The 15,899-nt window shown below is 59.0% G+C and carries 11 protein-coding genes and 2 pseudogenes; 9 read left to right on the top strand and 4 right to left on the bottom strand.

Annotation, left to right across the window (positions count from 1 at the left end):
* Positions 1 to 22: 22 nt before the first annotated feature.
* Together FEE99_RS08645 and FEE99_RS08650 are read right to left on the bottom strand one after the other, a co-directional pair.
* Entirely contained in the window at positions 23 to 1,621 is a 1,599-nt protein-coding gene (locus FEE99_RS08645; protein ID WP_041477956.1) for an ABC transporter substrate-binding protein, read from the bottom strand.
* A gap of 303 nt (positions 1,622 to 1,924) precedes the next feature.
* Complete coding sequence (locus FEE99_RS08650; protein ID WP_041477957.1) at positions 1,925 to 3,550, bottom strand: ABC transporter substrate-binding protein; 1,626 nt, start codon at positions 3,548 to 3,550, stop codon at positions 1,925 to 1,927.
* A gap of 1,238 nt (positions 3,551 to 4,788) precedes the next feature.
* Between FEE99_RS08650 and FEE99_RS08655 the strand changes: the two are divergent.
* Positions 4,789 to 5,150: pseudogene (locus FEE99_RS08655) on the top strand (DUF6124 family protein).
* A 169-nt stretch (positions 5,151 to 5,319) separates the two neighbouring features.
* Here FEE99_RS08655 and FEE99_RS08660 read toward each other — a convergent pair.
* A complete protein-coding gene (locus tag FEE99_RS08660; protein ID WP_041477959.1) occupies positions 5,320 to 6,036 on the bottom strand; it encodes an SIMPL domain-containing protein in 717 nt (238 codons plus the stop codon).
* A gap of 260 nt (positions 6,037 to 6,296) precedes the next feature.
* Between FEE99_RS08660 and FEE99_RS08665 the strand changes: the two genes are divergently transcribed.
* From FEE99_RS08665 to FEE99_RS08685, 5 genes are all read left to right on the top strand, one after another.
* The gene (locus FEE99_RS08665) at positions 6,297 to 6,482 is read left to right on the top strand and encodes a hypothetical protein (RefSeq protein WP_041477960.1); all 186 of its coding nucleotides are present in this window, start codon (positions 6,297 to 6,299) and stop codon (positions 6,480 to 6,482) included.
* 215 nt (positions 6,483 to 6,697) lie between these two features.
* On the top strand, positions 6,698 to 7,960 hold the full coding sequence (locus FEE99_RS08670) for an ATP-binding protein (RefSeq protein ID WP_016771713.1): 1,263 nt from the start codon (positions 6,698 to 6,700) through the stop codon (positions 7,958 to 7,960).
* Positions 7,953 to 8,513 (top strand): response regulator transcription factor, encoded by a 561-nt coding sequence (locus FEE99_RS08675; RefSeq protein ID WP_003221630.1) that lies wholly within the window; start codon positions 7,953 to 7,955, stop codon positions 8,511 to 8,513. Before FEE99_RS08670 ends, FEE99_RS08675 begins: the two co-directional genes overlap by 8 nt.
* Before the next feature lie 96 nt (positions 8,514 to 8,609).
* Entirely contained in the window at positions 8,610 to 10,337 is a 1,728-nt protein-coding gene (locus FEE99_RS08680; RefSeq protein WP_041477961.1) for an ABC transporter ATP-binding protein/permease, read from the top strand.
* Positions 10,338 to 10,512: 175 nt separating this feature from the next.
* Positions 10,513 to 11,262: a FadR/GntR family transcriptional regulator gene (locus FEE99_RS08685; RefSeq protein ID WP_177327011.1), complete on the top strand. Its 750-nt coding sequence runs from the start codon at positions 10,513 to 10,515 to the stop codon at positions 11,260 to 11,262.
* Positions 11,263 to 11,265: 3 nt separating this feature from the next.
* Here the strand turns inward: FEE99_RS08685 and FEE99_RS08690 are convergent, their stop codons facing one another.
* Positions 11,266 to 11,646, bottom strand: coding sequence for a hypothetical protein (locus FEE99_RS08690; RefSeq protein ID WP_041477962.1), 381 nt, complete (start codon positions 11,644 to 11,646; stop codon positions 11,266 to 11,268).
* Positions 11,647 to 11,944: 298 nt separating this feature from the next.
* Here FEE99_RS08690 and kdgD point away from each other — a divergent pair, with 298 nt between their 5' ends.
* The 3 genes and pseudogenes from kdgD to FEE99_RS08705 all read left to right on the top strand — a co-directional run bounded on the left by kdgD (position 11,945) and on the right by FEE99_RS08705 (position 15,899).
* Complete coding sequence (kdgD, locus tag FEE99_RS08695; RefSeq protein WP_039759443.1) at positions 11,945 to 12,856, top strand: 5-dehydro-4-deoxyglucarate dehydratase; 912 nt, start codon at positions 11,945 to 11,947, stop codon at positions 12,854 to 12,856.
* Between the two features lie 71 nt (positions 12,857 to 12,927).
* Positions 12,928 to 14,372: pseudogene (locus tag FEE99_RS08700) on the top strand (aldehyde dehydrogenase family protein).
* A gap of 165 nt (positions 14,373 to 14,537) precedes the next feature.
* A complete protein-coding gene (locus FEE99_RS08705; RefSeq protein WP_041477964.1) occupies positions 14,538 to 15,899 on the top strand; it encodes an MFS transporter in 1,362 nt (453 codons plus the stop codon).

Below are 15,899 nucleotides of genomic sequence, written 5' to 3' on the forward strand. Positions count from 1 at the left end.
GCATTGCGGCTAATCGGTTGGTTCAATCGATACTGACACCCGAGAACACGTTGCGGCCGAACGGGCTGACTTTGAATCCTTCGACCCGGGTGCTTAACGGCTGGTTGACCGTCGAGTGGGCGACAGGCGTGATCGGCACTTGCTGTTTAAGCAATTGCTGGGCCTGTTTATAAAGCACGGTGCGCTGGTCGCGGTCGGTGACGACCTTGGCCTGTTTGATCAGCTTGTCGTAAGCCGGATCGCACCACATGGAGTAGTTGTTGCCGCCGATGGCGTCACAGCTGTACAGCGTGCCCAGCCAGTTGTCCGGATCCCCATTGTCACCGGTCCAGCCGATCAGGCTGACGTCGTGCTCGCCGTTCTTGGTGCGCTTGATGTACTCGCCCCATTCGTAACTGACGATCTTCACTTTCAGACCGATCTTGGCCCAGTCAGACTGGAGCATTTCGGCCATCAGTTTGGCGTTCGGGTTGTACGGACGCTGCACCGGCATCGCCCACAGGGTGATCTCGGTGCCTTCTTTCACGCCGGCAGCCTTGAGCAGTTCCTTGGCTTTTTCCGGGTTGTAGGCGGCGTCCTTGATGGTGTCGTCGTAGGACCACTGGGTTGGTGGCATGGCGTTGACGGCCAGTTGGCCGGCGCCTTGATAAACAGCGTTGAGAATTCCCTGTTTATTCACCGCCATGTCCAGCGCCTGACGCACTTCCAGTTGATCGAACGGCTTGTGGCGGACGTTGTAGGCGATGTAGCCGAGGTTGAAGCCCGGCTTGGAAATCAGTTGCAGTTTCGGGTCGGCCTTCAGCGCTTCAACATCGGCAGGACGCGGGTGCAGGGTGATCTGGCACTCGTTGGCCTTGAGCTTCTGCACGCGTACCGAGGCGTCGGTGTTGATCGCGAAAATCAGGTTCTTCAGCTTGACCCGGCTCGGATCCCAGTACTGCGGGTTGCCGGTATAGCGGATGTTCGAGTCTTTCTGGTAGCTCTTGAATACGAACGGCCCGGTGCCGATCGGCTTCTGGTTGATGTCGCTCGGCTTGCCGTCGGCCAGCAGCTTGTCGGCGTATTCGGCAGACAGAATGGCGGCGAAGCTCATGGCGATGTTCTGGATGAACGCGGCGTCAACACTGTTGAGCGTGAACTCCACGGTCAGCGGTCCGGTCTTCTCGACCTTGGCGATGTTCTTGTTCAGGCTCATCCCGTTGAAGTACGGAAACTCGGTGGGATAGGCCTTGCGGAACGGCTGTTGCGCATCGAGCATGCGATTGAACGTGAACAGCACGTCGTCGGCGTTGAAATCGCGGCTCGGCTTGAAGTAAGGGGTTGTGTGAAATTTCACGCCTTCACGCAGGTGAAAGGTGTATTTCAGGCCATCTTCGGAAATGTCCCACTTGGTTGCCAGACCGGGTACGACATTGGTCGCGCCTTTTTCGAACTCCACCAGGCGGTTGTACAGCGGCTCGGCGGCGTCGTTGTCGGTGGCCGTCGTGTATTGCGCGGTATCGAAACCCGCCGGACTGCCTTCCGAGCAGAACACCAGGCTGTCGCTGGCGGCGTAGCTTGCAGACGTGGCGGCCAACAGGCCGGCGCCCAACAGTGCGGAAAAAACCAAGGTATGGCGCATGACGCTCCCTCTTTTTTTAGTGTTATGCAATGCACCTGGATCCCGATCCCGGGACTTTCTGGTCGCATTGAGCTCAATCCAAATACGTACGGCAAAACCGGTGGCCCACGCAGACACTGGTCAGTACGCGACGGTAGGCACCGTGCCTCTGGCAGTAAATACGTAATTGCCTTAATGCTCGTAGGAAAAGTCGACGCGCCTATACCGAAGCAATCATCTGCGGCGGATTTGGGTGTAGGCCTTTTCCTTTTTTCCCGGTAGATAAAGCAACGGCGACGTCAGAAACGCCGCCGTTGCAATGTCTTACTTGCTGACGCTGACGCCGTAGAAGGAATTCAGGCCAAATGGGCTGATCTTGAAATCCTGCACGTTGGCGCGCATGGGTTGATACACCGTCGAGTGAGCGATAGGTGTCATTGGAACTGCATCTTTGAGGACGTGTTGCGCCTGTTTGTACAGTTCAGTGCGCTTGCCCTGGTCGGTAGTGCGTTTGGCTTCTTTCACCAGGCCGTCGAACTTCTTGTCGCACCACTTGGAGAAGTTGTTGCCGCTCAGCGAGTCGCAGCCGAACAGAACGTTGAGCCAGTTGTCCGGATCACCATTGTCACCGCTCCAGCCAATGATCATGGCCTGGTTCTCGCCACCTTTGGAGCGCTTGATGTACTCGCCCCATTCGTAGCTGGTGATCTTCACTTTCAAGCCGATCTTGGCCCAGTCGGACTGGAGCATTTCAGCCATCAGTTTGGCGTTCGGGTTGTACGGACGCTGCACCGGCATCGCCCACAGGACGATCTCGGTACCTTCCTTGACGCCGGCTTCCTTGAGCAGCTGTTTGGCTTTCTCAGGGTCGTACTTGGCATCCTTGATGGTGGTGTCGTAGGACCACTGGGTCGGCGGCATGGCGTTGACGGCCAGTTGGCCCGCGCCCTGGTAAACCGAATCGATGATCTGCGGCTTGTTCACGGCCATGTCCAGCGCCTGACGCACGCGCAGGTCAGCCAGCGGGTTGGCCTCGTTGCTGCCCTTGACCTTGTCCATCACGTTGTAGGCGATGTAGCCCAGGTTGAAGCCAGCCTGATCCGGCATTTTCAGCGACTTGTCTTCCTTCAGCGCTTTCAGATCGGCCGGACGCGGGAACAGGGTGACCTGGCACTCGTTCTTTTTCAGCTTCTGGATACGCACTGACGGGTCGGTGGTGATGGCGAAGATCAGGTTGTCGATCTTCACGTCTTCAGGTTTCCAGTAGTCCTTGTTGCCGGTGTAACGGATGTTCGAGTCTTTCTGGTAGCTCTTGAATACGAACGGGCCAGTGCCGATCGGCTTCTGGTTGATGTCGGCGGGTTTGCCTTCTTTCAACAGTTGCGCTGCGTATTCGGCGGACTGCACGGAAGCGAAGCTCATGGCCATGTTCTGGATGAACGCAGCGTCGACTTCTTTCAGAGTGAACTTGACGGTGTGGTCGTCGACTTTATCGATCTTGGTGATGTTGGTGTCCATCCCCATGTCGGTGAAGTACGGGAATTCGGTCGGGTACGCCTTACGGAACGGGTCGTCCTTGTTGATCATGCGGTTGAAGGTAAACAGCACGTCGTCGGCGTTGAATTCACGAGTCGGCTTGAAATACGGGGTGGTGTGGAACTTGACGCCTTCACGCAGGTGGAAGGTGTAGGTCAGGCCATCGTCGGAAATGTCCCACTTGGTCGCCAGGCCAGGAATCACGGCGGTGCCGCCGCGCTCGAACTGGGTCAGGCGGTTGAACATGGTTTCGGCTGAGGCGTCGAAGTCGGTTCCGGTGGTGTACTGGCCTGGATCAAAACCGGCCGGGCTCCCTTCGGAGCAGAACACCAGGTTAGTCGCAGCGGTGGCGAAAGGTGCGGAGGCTAACAAGCCTGCGCCGACTAGAAACGGAATGACCGCGTGTTTAAGCATGTTGGCCTCATGATTTGTTGTCATTTTTTAGTTGTGAGGTACGACCTCGTGAGTCGTGCCTGCGGATACTTATGCAGGCCCCATACCCAATGCAAAATCCAGAGCGGTCGGCGGCGTTAAACGGTGGCACGAACGTACCTTAATGTCGCATCCGTATAACTTTTGACGCATTTGACCGTTTGCGGGTGGTTTTTGCGGTGCATTCTGGGCACTGAAATGGTGCGCTGGAGGTGTCGGGTGCGCTTGGGTGGGGCTTGGTGTTACTTATTTATACCCTTGGGGATGGGCGGGGTTGAGGGGTTTTCGCGGTGGGCTTTGGTGGGGTGGATTGGGGCAGGGATTGGGGAGTTTTACTTGGTGCAACTGGGTGTTTCGATTGGTGGCACCTTGGCGGCCTTTGGGCCGACCAGGCGTTGGTTGGTTTGGGTGAATATCCGTTTTTTGCGGTGTGACGGCTGGCGGTTTCGCCCTTACGGCGAGTCACCTTTTTCAAACGCCAAAAAGGTAACCCAAAACGCTAGCTCCTGCGTTCGGCCCTCGCAGGCTCGGGGTCCCTTCGCTCCGGGACTGATCCGGGCGCAGCGGCTCCGGTTTGCTTCGCTGCACCTACACTCGCTGTGTACGACTGCGTCGTACGGTCGCTGCGCTCCCACACCCGGATCAATCCCTCCACTCAGCCTTCCGACGTCGCCGGTGGATCAAGATCAAAAGCGGTACTCGAGCTTGCGCTCATTGTTGAGTGGGGCGGCTTTGCCGCGGGCAGCTGCGCTGCTTTGCTTTTGCTTTTGTGGGAGCGAGCCTGCTCGCGAAGGCGGCCTGACAGCCGACCTGTTTCTTGAGGTTGTGCTCGATCCAATTGTAGGAGTGAGCCTGCTCGCGATGAGGCACCTCCTGGCTCCCGAGGGCGTGAGTTTGTTTAATTCCGATGCCAAATAACCCGAACCTTCCCAAAAGGTTTTCAGGTTGTCCGTCGGACGTGCGCTCTCTAGGCTTGGGTCGTCGCTGGTTGTTCAGCGATCGGGTGTGAGAACCCGACATTCATAGTCATTCAGTGCCCAGATCCCGCATAATTGCCGCCAGCAAGTTTGCTGCCTGCAAGTGCGTTATGGCGGCTCTGTGCGGGCGGGCTTATGTCCGGCCGGGTGCCTATGACCGGTTTTCTCACCCCGCACAAAGCTGCCACCTCTTCGTCGTGTGAGAAACGGCATCGAGATGGCTCAACCTCATAGGTGAAGCGCATGAGCAAACCAGTCCCGGACCCACCCGAAGAAACCTCAACCCCCTCGAAGCCGCGCTGCGTGCCGACGATCTCGCGAAGAACCGCGAAGCCATCAAGCGTGCCCTCGATTTCTATCTCTGCCCGCCACCCGGCAAACCCCATCCACCCAGCACGATGTTTCTGATCCGGCCCGACATCGACACCGAAAGCCTGCTGGCTCACGCCTGTGAGTCCCTTGCTTCAGCCAATACGCTGGCCAGCGATTTCGCCGATCAGCTTGGTAGGCCGCAGCGCAATACGGCGCTGGCGATTCAGCAGATCATCATGCTGGCGGAGCTGGCGGTGAATCGGGCGCTGGATCGGGTTGATCCGCACGCTTGAGATCGCGTCATCGTTCTTCGCGAGCAGGCTCGCTCCCACATGGAAATGCGTTCAACCTGTGGGAGCGAGCCTGCTCGCGATAGCGGTGGATCATTCACTACAAAACCCGGACACAAAAAAACCGGCAACCATTTGCTGATTGCCGGTCCTTCATTCAGCCAAGCTCAAATCACTGCATCAACACTTCAATCGAGCCATCAGCGGTCATGCTGACCTGGCTGGTGCCGGCTTCGACTTCCGGCGTGACTGGCGCGGAATCCATGGCTGCGGCTTTCATCATCATCGGCGCGCGCAGGTACGGTTGTGGGTAACCGTTGCTGTTGAGGTTCAGGTTGACGATTTTGTAGCCCTTGCCGCCCAGTGCATCGGTGGCCAGTTGGGCGCGGGTCTTGAAGGCGGTGACGGCTTCTTTGAGTAACTGGTCTTCGCTGGTCTTGCGTGTCGGGTCGGCGATGGCGAAGTCCATGCCGCCCATTTTCAGGTCGGTCAGCAACTCGCCGGTGAGTTTGGACAGAGCGGCGAAGTCGGTGCTTTCCAGGCGCAGTTCGGCGCGCTCGCGCCAGACGGTGATCTTCTGGCCTTTGGTGTCGTAGATCGGATAGCTGTTGCGGCTGCCCGTGCGCAGGGTGATGTCTTTGACTTGTTTGGCCTGGGCGGTGGCCTTGTTCATGGTGGTGCTGATGGCGGCGGCGAGTTTGGCCGGGTCGGTGTTCTGCTCTTCGGTGTAGAGCGTCACGATCATCTGGTCGCGGGCCACTTCCTGGCTGACTTCGGCGCGCAGGGAAATCTGGTTGTAGTGCAGCTCTTCGGCGGCCAGCGCCGGGAGGCTGGCGGCGCTGCCGACGGTCAGGGCGAGGAGGGCGGCGCTGCGGCGAAATGTGTGCATGAAGGCTCCTTGAATGAGGCGCAGGTGATGGGTCGCGGCCTGCGTGAATCATCAGACTCTAACTTCTATGATCCGGTTCGCCCAGTTACAACTTCTATACAGATACCTGCGCGAGCATTCGATGGCAACACGTCTAGACCTGTAATTTCTGACAGTGGACAAGTTGCTGGGCGTGATCAAGCATCAGTCGGGCAGGTGCCACAGTACCTGCTGTTTAAAATGATTGATCAAAAACCAATTATCGATAAAGGAATAACGACATGGCTAGTGAACAGGAAAAGCAAGATGCTAGAGCTGGTGGATACACGGTTTCGCTTGTTGGTAAAGGGACCTATGACACCTATGTTGTTTACCATCACGGAAGTGAAAAGGGAGAATTCGCGTTGCTGGAGGACGCCTGGAATCACGCGGTCTCCATGCGACAGGCGGAACTGTACAACCATTAATCAGGTTTTTTTATAACCATAGATCGCTCCTTCATCGCAAGTAGCGTGACCGATCCGAAACCGACCAATGCGTGAACGGTCGGTTTTCTTCAGTGAACAACTCTCCGATTTGTAACAGCCTGGTACATGTGGTCGTTTGCCGCACTTTCGCCTCTGAACCCCGCGGCTTGGTTATACTCCGTGCGATCCGCCTGGAGCGCTCATCAGGAGAGCTCATGCTCGCCCCCGTACAACTGACTTCCGCCACTCGCCAGAACCTCTGGCGGCTGACTTTCATCCGCACCCTGGTGCTCGCCGCGCAGGCCGGTTCCGTGGGCCTTGCCTACTGGCTGCAATTGTTGCCTTTGCCGTGGGTACAATTGGCGATGACCCTGGGCTGTTCGATTCTGCTCTGCGTGTTCACTGCCGTGCGCCTGCGCACGTCGTGGCCGGTGACCGAGCTTGAATACGCGCTGCAACTGGCCTGCGATCTGGTGATTCACAGTGCGCTGCTGTATTTCTCCGGCGGTTCGACCAACCCCTTCGTTTCCTATTATCTGGTGCCGTTGACCATAGCGGCCGTGACCTTGCCGTGGCGTTATTCGGTGATTCTGTCCGGTATCGCGCTGGCGCTGTACACGCTGATGCTGACGCGTTTCTATCCGCTGGAAACCCTGCCGGTCGCCCGTGAGAATCTGCAGATCTACGGCATGTGGCTGAGCTTTGCCCTGGCTGCTGCGGTCATCACGTTCTTCGCCGCGCGTATGGCTGAAGAGCTGCGCCGGCAGGAAGAGCTGCGGGCGATCCGCCGGGAGGAAGGGCTGCGTGATCAGCAGCTGCTCGCCGTTGCGACCCAGGCCGCCGGGGCCGCGCATGAGTTGGGTACGCCGCTGGCGACCATGAGCGTGTTGCTCAAGGAAATGCAGCAGGATCACCCCGATGCGTTGCTGCAGGACGATCTGAAAGTGCTGCAGGATCAGGTCAAGCTGTGCAAGGAAACCTTGCAGCAACTGGTTCGCGCCGCCGAGGCCAATCGGCGTCTGGCGGTCGAGATGCAGGACGTTACCGACTGGCTCGACGAAGCGCTGAACCGCTGGCACCTGATGCGCCCGGAAGCCAGTTATCGCTTCCAGCGTCTCGGTCAGGGGGCGGTGCCGCGCATGGCGCCGCCGCCGGATCTGACCCAGGCCTTGCTGAATTTGCTCAACAATGCAGCCGACGCCTGCCCGGAAAATCTCCAGGTGACCCTCGACTGGGACGCAGAGACTTTGACCATCAGCATTCGCGACCACGGCGCCGGTGTGCCGCTGGCCATCGCCGAGCAGATCGGCAAGCCGTTTTTTACCACCAAGGGCAAAGGTTTCGGCCTGGGCCTGTTTTTGAGCAAGGCCAGCGTGACACGCGCCGGCGGCTCAGTGAAACTCTATAGTCATGAGGAAGGCGGCACGCTCACCGAGCTGCGCCTGCCCCACGGCGCCCGAGGAGACCAACATGAGTGACGAAATCCAAGTCGAAGGCGAAGAACTGCCGCATCTGCTGCTGGTCGACGACGACGCGACCTTCACCCGCGTCATGGCCCGCGCCATGGCCCGTCGTGGCTTTCGCGTCAGCACTGCCGGTTCCGCTGAAGAAGGCCTGACCATCGCCCAGGCCGATCTGCCTGATTACGCTGCGCTGGACCTGAAAATGGACGGCGACTCCGGTCTGGTCCTGCTGCCCAAGCTGCTGGAACTCGATCCGGAAATGCGCGTGGTGATCCTCACCGGTTATTCGAGCATTGCCACCGCAGTGGAGGCGATCAAGCGTGGCGCCTGCAACTACCTGTGCAAGCCCGCCGATGCCGACGACGTGCTGGCCGCGCTGCTGTCCGAGCACGCCGATCTCGACAGTCTGGTGCCGGAAAACCCGATGTCGGTCGATCGTCTGCAATGGGAGCACATCCAGCGCGTGCTCACCGAGCACGAAGGCAATATTTCCGCCACGGCCCGCGCGCTGGGCATGCACCGCCGCACCTTGCAGCGCAAACTGCAGAAGCGCCCGGTGCGTCGCTGAACCTGCGCTGAACGACTATCGCCAGCCCTCGCGATAAAACGCGCCGATCATCTATGATCGGCGCGTGTCCGTTCTTTTTACTATCGAGCCTTATCCATGAATCAGAACGCTGAATATTCCGCGGTCAACGATGCTGTGCGCGGGCAGTTTTTTCGCAAAGTCTGGGCGATGACCACGCCTTACTGGCGCAGCGAAGAGAAGGGCAAGGCCTGGACGTTGCTGATTGCCGTAATAGCGCTGACGCTGTTCAGCGTGGCGATTTCGGTGTGGATCAACAGTTGGTACAAGGATTTCTACAACGCTTTGCAGAGAAAGGATGAAGCCGCGTTCTGGCAGTTGATCCTGTATTTCTGCGGCATCGCGACCGTGGCGATTCTCGGCGCGGTGTATCGGTTGTATCTGACGCAGATGCTGACGATCCGCTGGCGGGCGTGGCTGACCGAAAAACACTTCAAGCGCTGGCTGGACCACAAGAATTACTACCAGCTGGAGCAGGGCGGTTATACCGATAACCCCGACCAGCGGATTTCCGAAGACCTAAACACTTACACCGCCAATACCCTGAGCCTGGGCCTCGGACTGCTGCGCACGATTGTCAGTCTGGTGTCGTTCTCGATCATTTTGTGGGGCGTGTCGGGCAGTATCGAAGTGTTCGGCATCGAGATTCCCGGCTACATGTTCTGGTGCGCACTGTTGTACGCGGCGGTGGGCAGTTGGCTGACGCATTTGATCGGTCGCCGTCTGATCGGTCTGAACAACAAGCAACAACGCTTCGAAGCAGACCTGCGTTTTTCCATGGTCCGCGTGCGTGAGAACGCTGAAAGCATCGCTTTGTACAACGGCGAACCCAATGAAAACCGCCGCTTGAGTAATCGCTTCGGACTGGTCTGGCACAATTTCTGGGACATCATGCGCGTGTCCAAGCGCCTGACGTTCTTCACCTCCGGCTACGGTCAGATCGCAATCATTTTCCCGTTTGTCGTCGCCGCACCGCGCTATCTGTCCGGCAAGATCGAACTGGGCGAGCTGATGCAAATCAACTCGGCGTTTGGCAACGTGCAGGAGAATTTCAGCTGGTTCATCACCGCCTACTCGGATCTCGCCGCGTGGCGCGCCACCTGTGATCGTTTGCTGAGTTTCCGTCAGGCCATGAGCGACAACGAACAACGCACCCCGGCCATTGACGTGCAGAACCAGGGCAGTGAGTTGCAGGTGCACAACCTCGGCCTGGATCTGGCCGATGGTCGTCACCTGCTGACCGACGCTGACATGACCGTTGAACCGGGTGAGCGCGTGATGCTCAGCGGGCGGTCCGGCAGCGGCAAGTCGACACTGCTGCGAGCGATGGGGCATTTGTGGCCGGCGGGGCACGGCAATATTCGTTTGCCGGCGGCGCGTTATCTGTTCCTGCCGCAGAAGCCTTATCTGCCGATCGGCACATTGCGTGAAGCGTTGAGTTATCCACAACCGGGCGACACCTACGCGCCGGAACGTTATGCACAGGTGCTGGAAACCTGCCGTCTGCCACACCTGGTCGGGCGGCTGGATGAAGCCAATCACTGGCAGCGCATGCTTTCACCGGGCGAGCAACAACGCCTGGCCTTCGCCCGCGCGCTTCTCTACGCACCGCAATGGCTGTACATGGACGAGGCTACATCGGCGATGGATGAAGAGGACGAGGCGACCTTGTATCAGGCGTTGATCGATGAGATTCCGGGGCTGAGCATTGTCAGCGTCGGTCACCGAAGCAGTTTGAAACGATTCCATCCACGGCACGTGCGGATCGATAGCGGGCATTTGGTGGAGCAACCCGTGACTGCCTGACCCCACGGATCCCTTGTAGGAGCTGCCGAAGGCTGCGATCTTTTGATTTTTAAGATCTAGATCAAAAGATCGCAGCCTTCGGCAGCTCCTACATGGAGGTCGTGTTGACGGTGATCGTACAACCCGCTTGAGCTATGATGGCGCCAAGCCGAACTTTCGAGACAAGATGCAGACCATGGAAAAGCTGATCGACACCCCGCGCCTCCCCCGCAAGCGCCGCAGCCTCGCCCAGGAATTGGTGACGGTGTTGAGCGAGCAGATCCGCGATGGCCTGCTCAAGCGTGGCGACAAGTTGCCCACTGAGTCGGCGATCATGGAAGCCCATGGCGTCAGCCGCACCGTGGTCCGCGAGGCAATTTCCCGTCTGCAGGCCGCCGGCCAGGTAGAAACCCGCCATGGCATCGGCACCTTTGTTCTCGATACGCCGAGCCCGAGCGGTTTCCGCATTGATCCGGCCACCGTTGTCACCCTGCGTGACGTGCTGGCGATTCTCGAATTGCGCATCAGCCTCGAAGTCGAATCCGCCGGCCTTGCCGCGCAACGCCGCAGCCCCGAACAACTGGCAACCATGCGCGCCGCCCTCGACGCCTTGAACGAAAGCGCCTCCCATGCCAGCGATGCGGTGTCGTCGGACTTCGCTTTCCACCTGGAAATTGCCCTGTCCACCGGCAACCGCTACTTCACCGACATCATGACGCACCTGGGCACCAGCATCATTCCGCGTACCCGGCTGAACTCGGCGCGGCTGGCCCACGATGATCAACAGCACTACATGAGCCGCCTGAGCCGCGAGCACGAGGAAATCTACGACGCGATTGCCCGTCAGGACTCCGATGCCGCGCGTGCGGCGATGCGTCTGCACCTGACCAATAGCCGTGAAAGACTGCGCCAGGCTCATGAAGAGGCGCAGGCGCAGCGAAGCTGAGTCTTACGCCTCTATGCGCATTCGCAGCGGCAGCGAATACGGCTCCATGCTCGACTCATCGCGAAACTTGTAACGCAGATCCACCTCACGGTTCAGGTAAGGTTGCAGCGCCTCTTTGGGCAGCTGCACCTCGATGTCGAGCAGCTTTTCCATTTCATCCTCGGCGTCGTCCCAGGCGCCAGTGTCCACTTCATCACCTTCCCATTCGGGTTCTTCTCCATCGCTGCCGAGAATCGCGTAGACGCTCCAGTTCGCGGCGAAATCGCTGGAATCCGGGACCTGCACGGTGATGATGTCCGGCAATTGCGAGAGCTGAAGCGTCACGCAATCGTCTTGCGCAGGGGCGACGTGGGTGAGGGTGGGGGCGGCAAAATGCATCGACATAGCGGCTTCCTTTGAGTGGTCCGCCACGATCCTTCGTGGCAGTCGACGTACTTTACGAGCCGCAGGTCGCTACAGAATTAAACGAATCCAGACCAGATATTTCAGCCCTCGAACGCGTCAAGCACGAGCCTTGTAGCCATTTCATAAAGCGCAAAAGCCAATCTTGTCCGACAAAAAAGCTCTGCCAACGATGAAATGCAGTTGACGGTTATTTTTTAAGTTGTACGATGACCTACAACTTCGGCGAAGGCTGAACGGTCCACTCACAATAAAACGTTGCTACCAGGGTGTTCGAATAATGAATCCACAAGAACTGAAGTCCATCCTCTCTGCCGGCCTGCTGTCTTTCCCGGTAACCGATTTCAACGCGCAGGGCGATTTCAACCGCGCGGGCTACATCAAACGCCTGGAATGGCTGGCTCCGTATGGCGCTTCGGCTCTGTTCGCCGCCGGTGGCACCGGTGAGTTCTTCTCCCTGGCCGCCAGCGAATACTCGGAAATCATCAAGACTGCCGTCGACACCTGCGCAACCAGCGTGCCAATCCTCGCCGGCGTTGGTGGTTCGACCCGCCAGGCCATCGAATACGCTCAGGAGGCCGAGCGTCTGGGCGCCAAAGGTCTGCTGCTGCTGCCGCACTACCTGACCGAAGCGAGCCAGGACGGTGTTGCCGCCCACGTTGAAGCCGTGTGCAAATCGGTGAAGATCGGCGTGGTCGTCTACAACCGCAACGTTTGCCGTCTCACCGCGCCGCTGCTGGAACGTCTGGCCGAGCGCTGCCCGAACCTGATCGGCTACAAGGATGGCCTGGGCGATATCGAGTTGATGGTTTCGATCCGTCGCCGCCTCGGTGATCGCTTCAGCTACCTGGGTGGTCTGCCGACCGCTGAAGTCTACGCCGCTGCCTACAAGGCGTTGGGCGTGCCGGTGTACTCCTCGGCGGTGTTCAACTTCATCCCGAAAACCGCGATGGACTTCTACCACGCGATCGCTCGCGAAGATCACGCCACCGTCGGCAAGATCATCGACGACTTCTTCCTGCCGTACCTCGACATCCGCAACCGCAAGGCCGGTTACGCGGTGAGTATCGTCAAGGCAGGTGCAAAAATCGCCGGCTATGACGCAGGTCCGGTGCGTGCGCCGCTGACCGACCTGACCGGCGAAGAGTACGAAATGCTCGCCGCGCTGATCGACAAGCAAGGCGCGCAATAAGCGAGAGAAGCGAGGCCGCTGAGCAATCAGCGGCTTTTTGCGTGAAGGCTTTTAGAGTTGAGGGCTGCCCTGTGACAACTGCAAAACGCTACGACAACTACATCAATGGCGAATGGGTCGCCGGTGCCGATTACTCGGCCAACATCAACCCGTCCGAACTCAGCGACACCATCGGCGACTATGCCAAGGCTGACCTGACCCAGGTCAACGCCGCTATCGACGCAGCCCGCGCAGCGTTCCCGGCGTACTCCACTTCGGGCATCCAGGCTCGTCACGATTCGCTGGATAAAGTCGGCACGGAAATTCTCGCCCGTCGCGAGAGCTTGGCACCCTGCTGGCCCGTGAAGAAGGCAAGACCCTGCCGGAGGCGATCGGTGAAGTGACCCGCGCCGGCAACATTTTCAAGTTCTTCGCCGGTGAATGCCTGCGTCTGTCCGGTGACTACGTGCCGTCGGTACGCCCGGGCGTCAACGTCGAAGTCACTCGCGAAGCGCTGGGCGTGGTCGGTCTGATCACTCCGTGGAACTTCCCGATCGCCATCCCGGCGTGGAAAATTGCTCCGGCCCTGGCCTACGGCAACTGCGTCGTGCTCAAACCTGCCGATCTGGTGCCGGGCTGCGCCTGGGCGCTGGCCGAAATCATCTCCCGCGCGGGCTTCCCGGCCGGTGTGTTCAACCTGGTAATGGGCAGCGGTCGCGTGGTTGGCGAGGCGTTGGTCAACAGCCCGAAAGTCGACGGCATCAGCTTCACCGGTTCGGTGGGCGTTGGCCGCCAGATCGCCGTCAACTGCGTTTCGCGCCAGGCCAAGGTGCAGCTGGAAATGGGCGGCAAGAACCCGCAGATCATTCTCGACGACGCCGACCTCAAGCAAGCGGTCGAGCTGTCGGTGCAGAGCGCGTTCTACTCCACCGGCCAGCGCTGCACAGCGTCGAGCCGTCTGATCGTCACCGCCGGCATTCACGACAAGTTCGTTGAAGCGATGGCCGAGCGCATGAAGTCGATCAAGGTCGGCCACGCGCTGAAGGCCGGCACCGACATCGGTCCGGTGGTTTCCCAGGCGCAGCTTGAACAGGACATGAAGTACATCGACATCGGCCAGTCCGAAGGTGCACGTCTGGTCAGCGGCGGTGGTGTGGTGACCTGCGATACCGAAGGCTACTTCCTCGCACCAACCTTGTTTGCCGACAGTGAAGCGTCGATGCGCATCAGCCGCGAAGAAATTTTCGGCCCGGTGGCCAACATTGTTCGCGTGGCCGATTACGAAGCTGCGCTGGCAATGGCCAACGACACCGAATTCGGCTTGTCGGCCGGCATCGCCACCACCTCGCTGAAGTACGCCAACCACTTCAAGCGCCACTCCCAGGCCGGGATGGTGATGGTCAACCTGCCGACCGCCGGTGTGGATTACCACGTACCGTTCGGTGGCCGTAAAGGCTCGTCCTACGGCTCCCGTGAGCAGGGCCGCTATGCACAAGAGTTCTACACCGTGGTGAAAACCGCCTATGTAGGCTCCTGACACACGCAATACCCCTGTAGGAGCTGCCGAAGGCTGCGATCTTTTGATCTTTTTTTTCAAGATCAAGATCAAAAGATCGCAGCCTTCGGCAGCTCCTACAGGGAATAAATGCAAGACCAAAGAAGCTTCACCCCGCATAAAAATAATCAGTGGGAGTACATCTGCATGCAATCCTCCAAGCCGACTCACGTCCGCTATTTGATCCTGCTCATGCTGTTTCTGGTGACCACGATCAACTACGCCGACCGTGCCACGATCGCCATTGCCGGTTCCAGCCTGCAAAAGGACCTTGGCATTGACGCCGTCACCCTCGGCTACATCTTCTCCGCATTCGGTTGGGCTTACGTGGCCGGGCAAATTCCCGGTGGCTGGCTGCTCGATCGCTTCGGCTCGAAAAAAGTCTATGCCCTGAGCATTTTCACCTGGTCGCTGTTCACCGTGCTGCAAGGCTTTGTCGGTGAATTCGGCATGTCCACGGCAGTGGTTGCGCTGTTCATGCTGCGTTTCCTCGTGGGCCTGGCCGAAGCGCCATCGTTCCCTGGCAACGCGCGCATCGTGGCGGCGTGGTTCCCGACCGCTGAACGCGGCACCGCTTCGGCGATCTTCAACTCGGCGCAATACTTTGCCACCGTGCTGTTCGCGCCGTTGATGGGCTGGATCGTCTACAGCTTCGGCTGGGAGCACGTGTTCATCGTCATGGGTATCCTCGGTATCGTGTTCTCGCTGGTGTGGCTGAAAGTCATCTACAGCCCGCGCGAACACCCACGCGTCAATGAGGCCGAGTTCAAGCACATCGCTGACAACGGCGGCATGGTCGACATGGATCAGAAGGGCAAGAAGTCCGACGGTCCGAAGTGGGATTACATCCGTCAGTTGCTGACCAACCGCATGATGCTCGGCGTGTATCTGGGCCAGTACTGCATCAACGGCATCACCTATTTCTTCCTGACCTGGTTCCCGGTGTATCTGGTGCAAGAGCGTGGCATGACCATTCTCAAGGCCGGTTTCATCGCTTCGTTGCCGGCCATTTGCGGCTTTATCGGCGGCGTGCTCGGCGGGGTGATTTCCGACTACCTGCTGCGCAAGGGCCATTCGCTGACTTTCGCTCGCAAGGCGCCGATCATCGCCGGCCTGCTGGTGTCGAGCAGCATCGTCGCGTGCAACTATGTTGACGTGGAATGGATGGTGGTGGGCTTCATGGCGCTGGCATTCTTCGGCAAAGGCGTTGGCGCACTGGGTTGGGCGGTGGTTTCCGACACTTCGCCGAAACAGATCGCCGGTCTGAGCGGTGGCTTGTTCAACACCTTCGGCAACATCGCTTCGATCACCACGCCGATCGTCATCGGCTACATCATCAGCTCCACCGGCTCGTTCAAGTGGGCGCTGGTGTTTGTCGGTGCCAACGCACTGGTCGCGGTGTTCAGCTATCTGGTAATCGTCGGCCCGATCAAGCGTGTGGTCTTGAAAGAGCCGCCAGCCAAGGGCGGCAATGAAGCCACCGGCAATTTGTCTCAAGCGCATTCCTGA

It is taken from the genome of Pseudomonas sp. ef1, from assembly GCF_007293365.2.
GTDB lineage: Bacteria > Pseudomonadota > Gammaproteobacteria > Pseudomonadales > Pseudomonadaceae > Aquipseudomonas > Aquipseudomonas siliginis.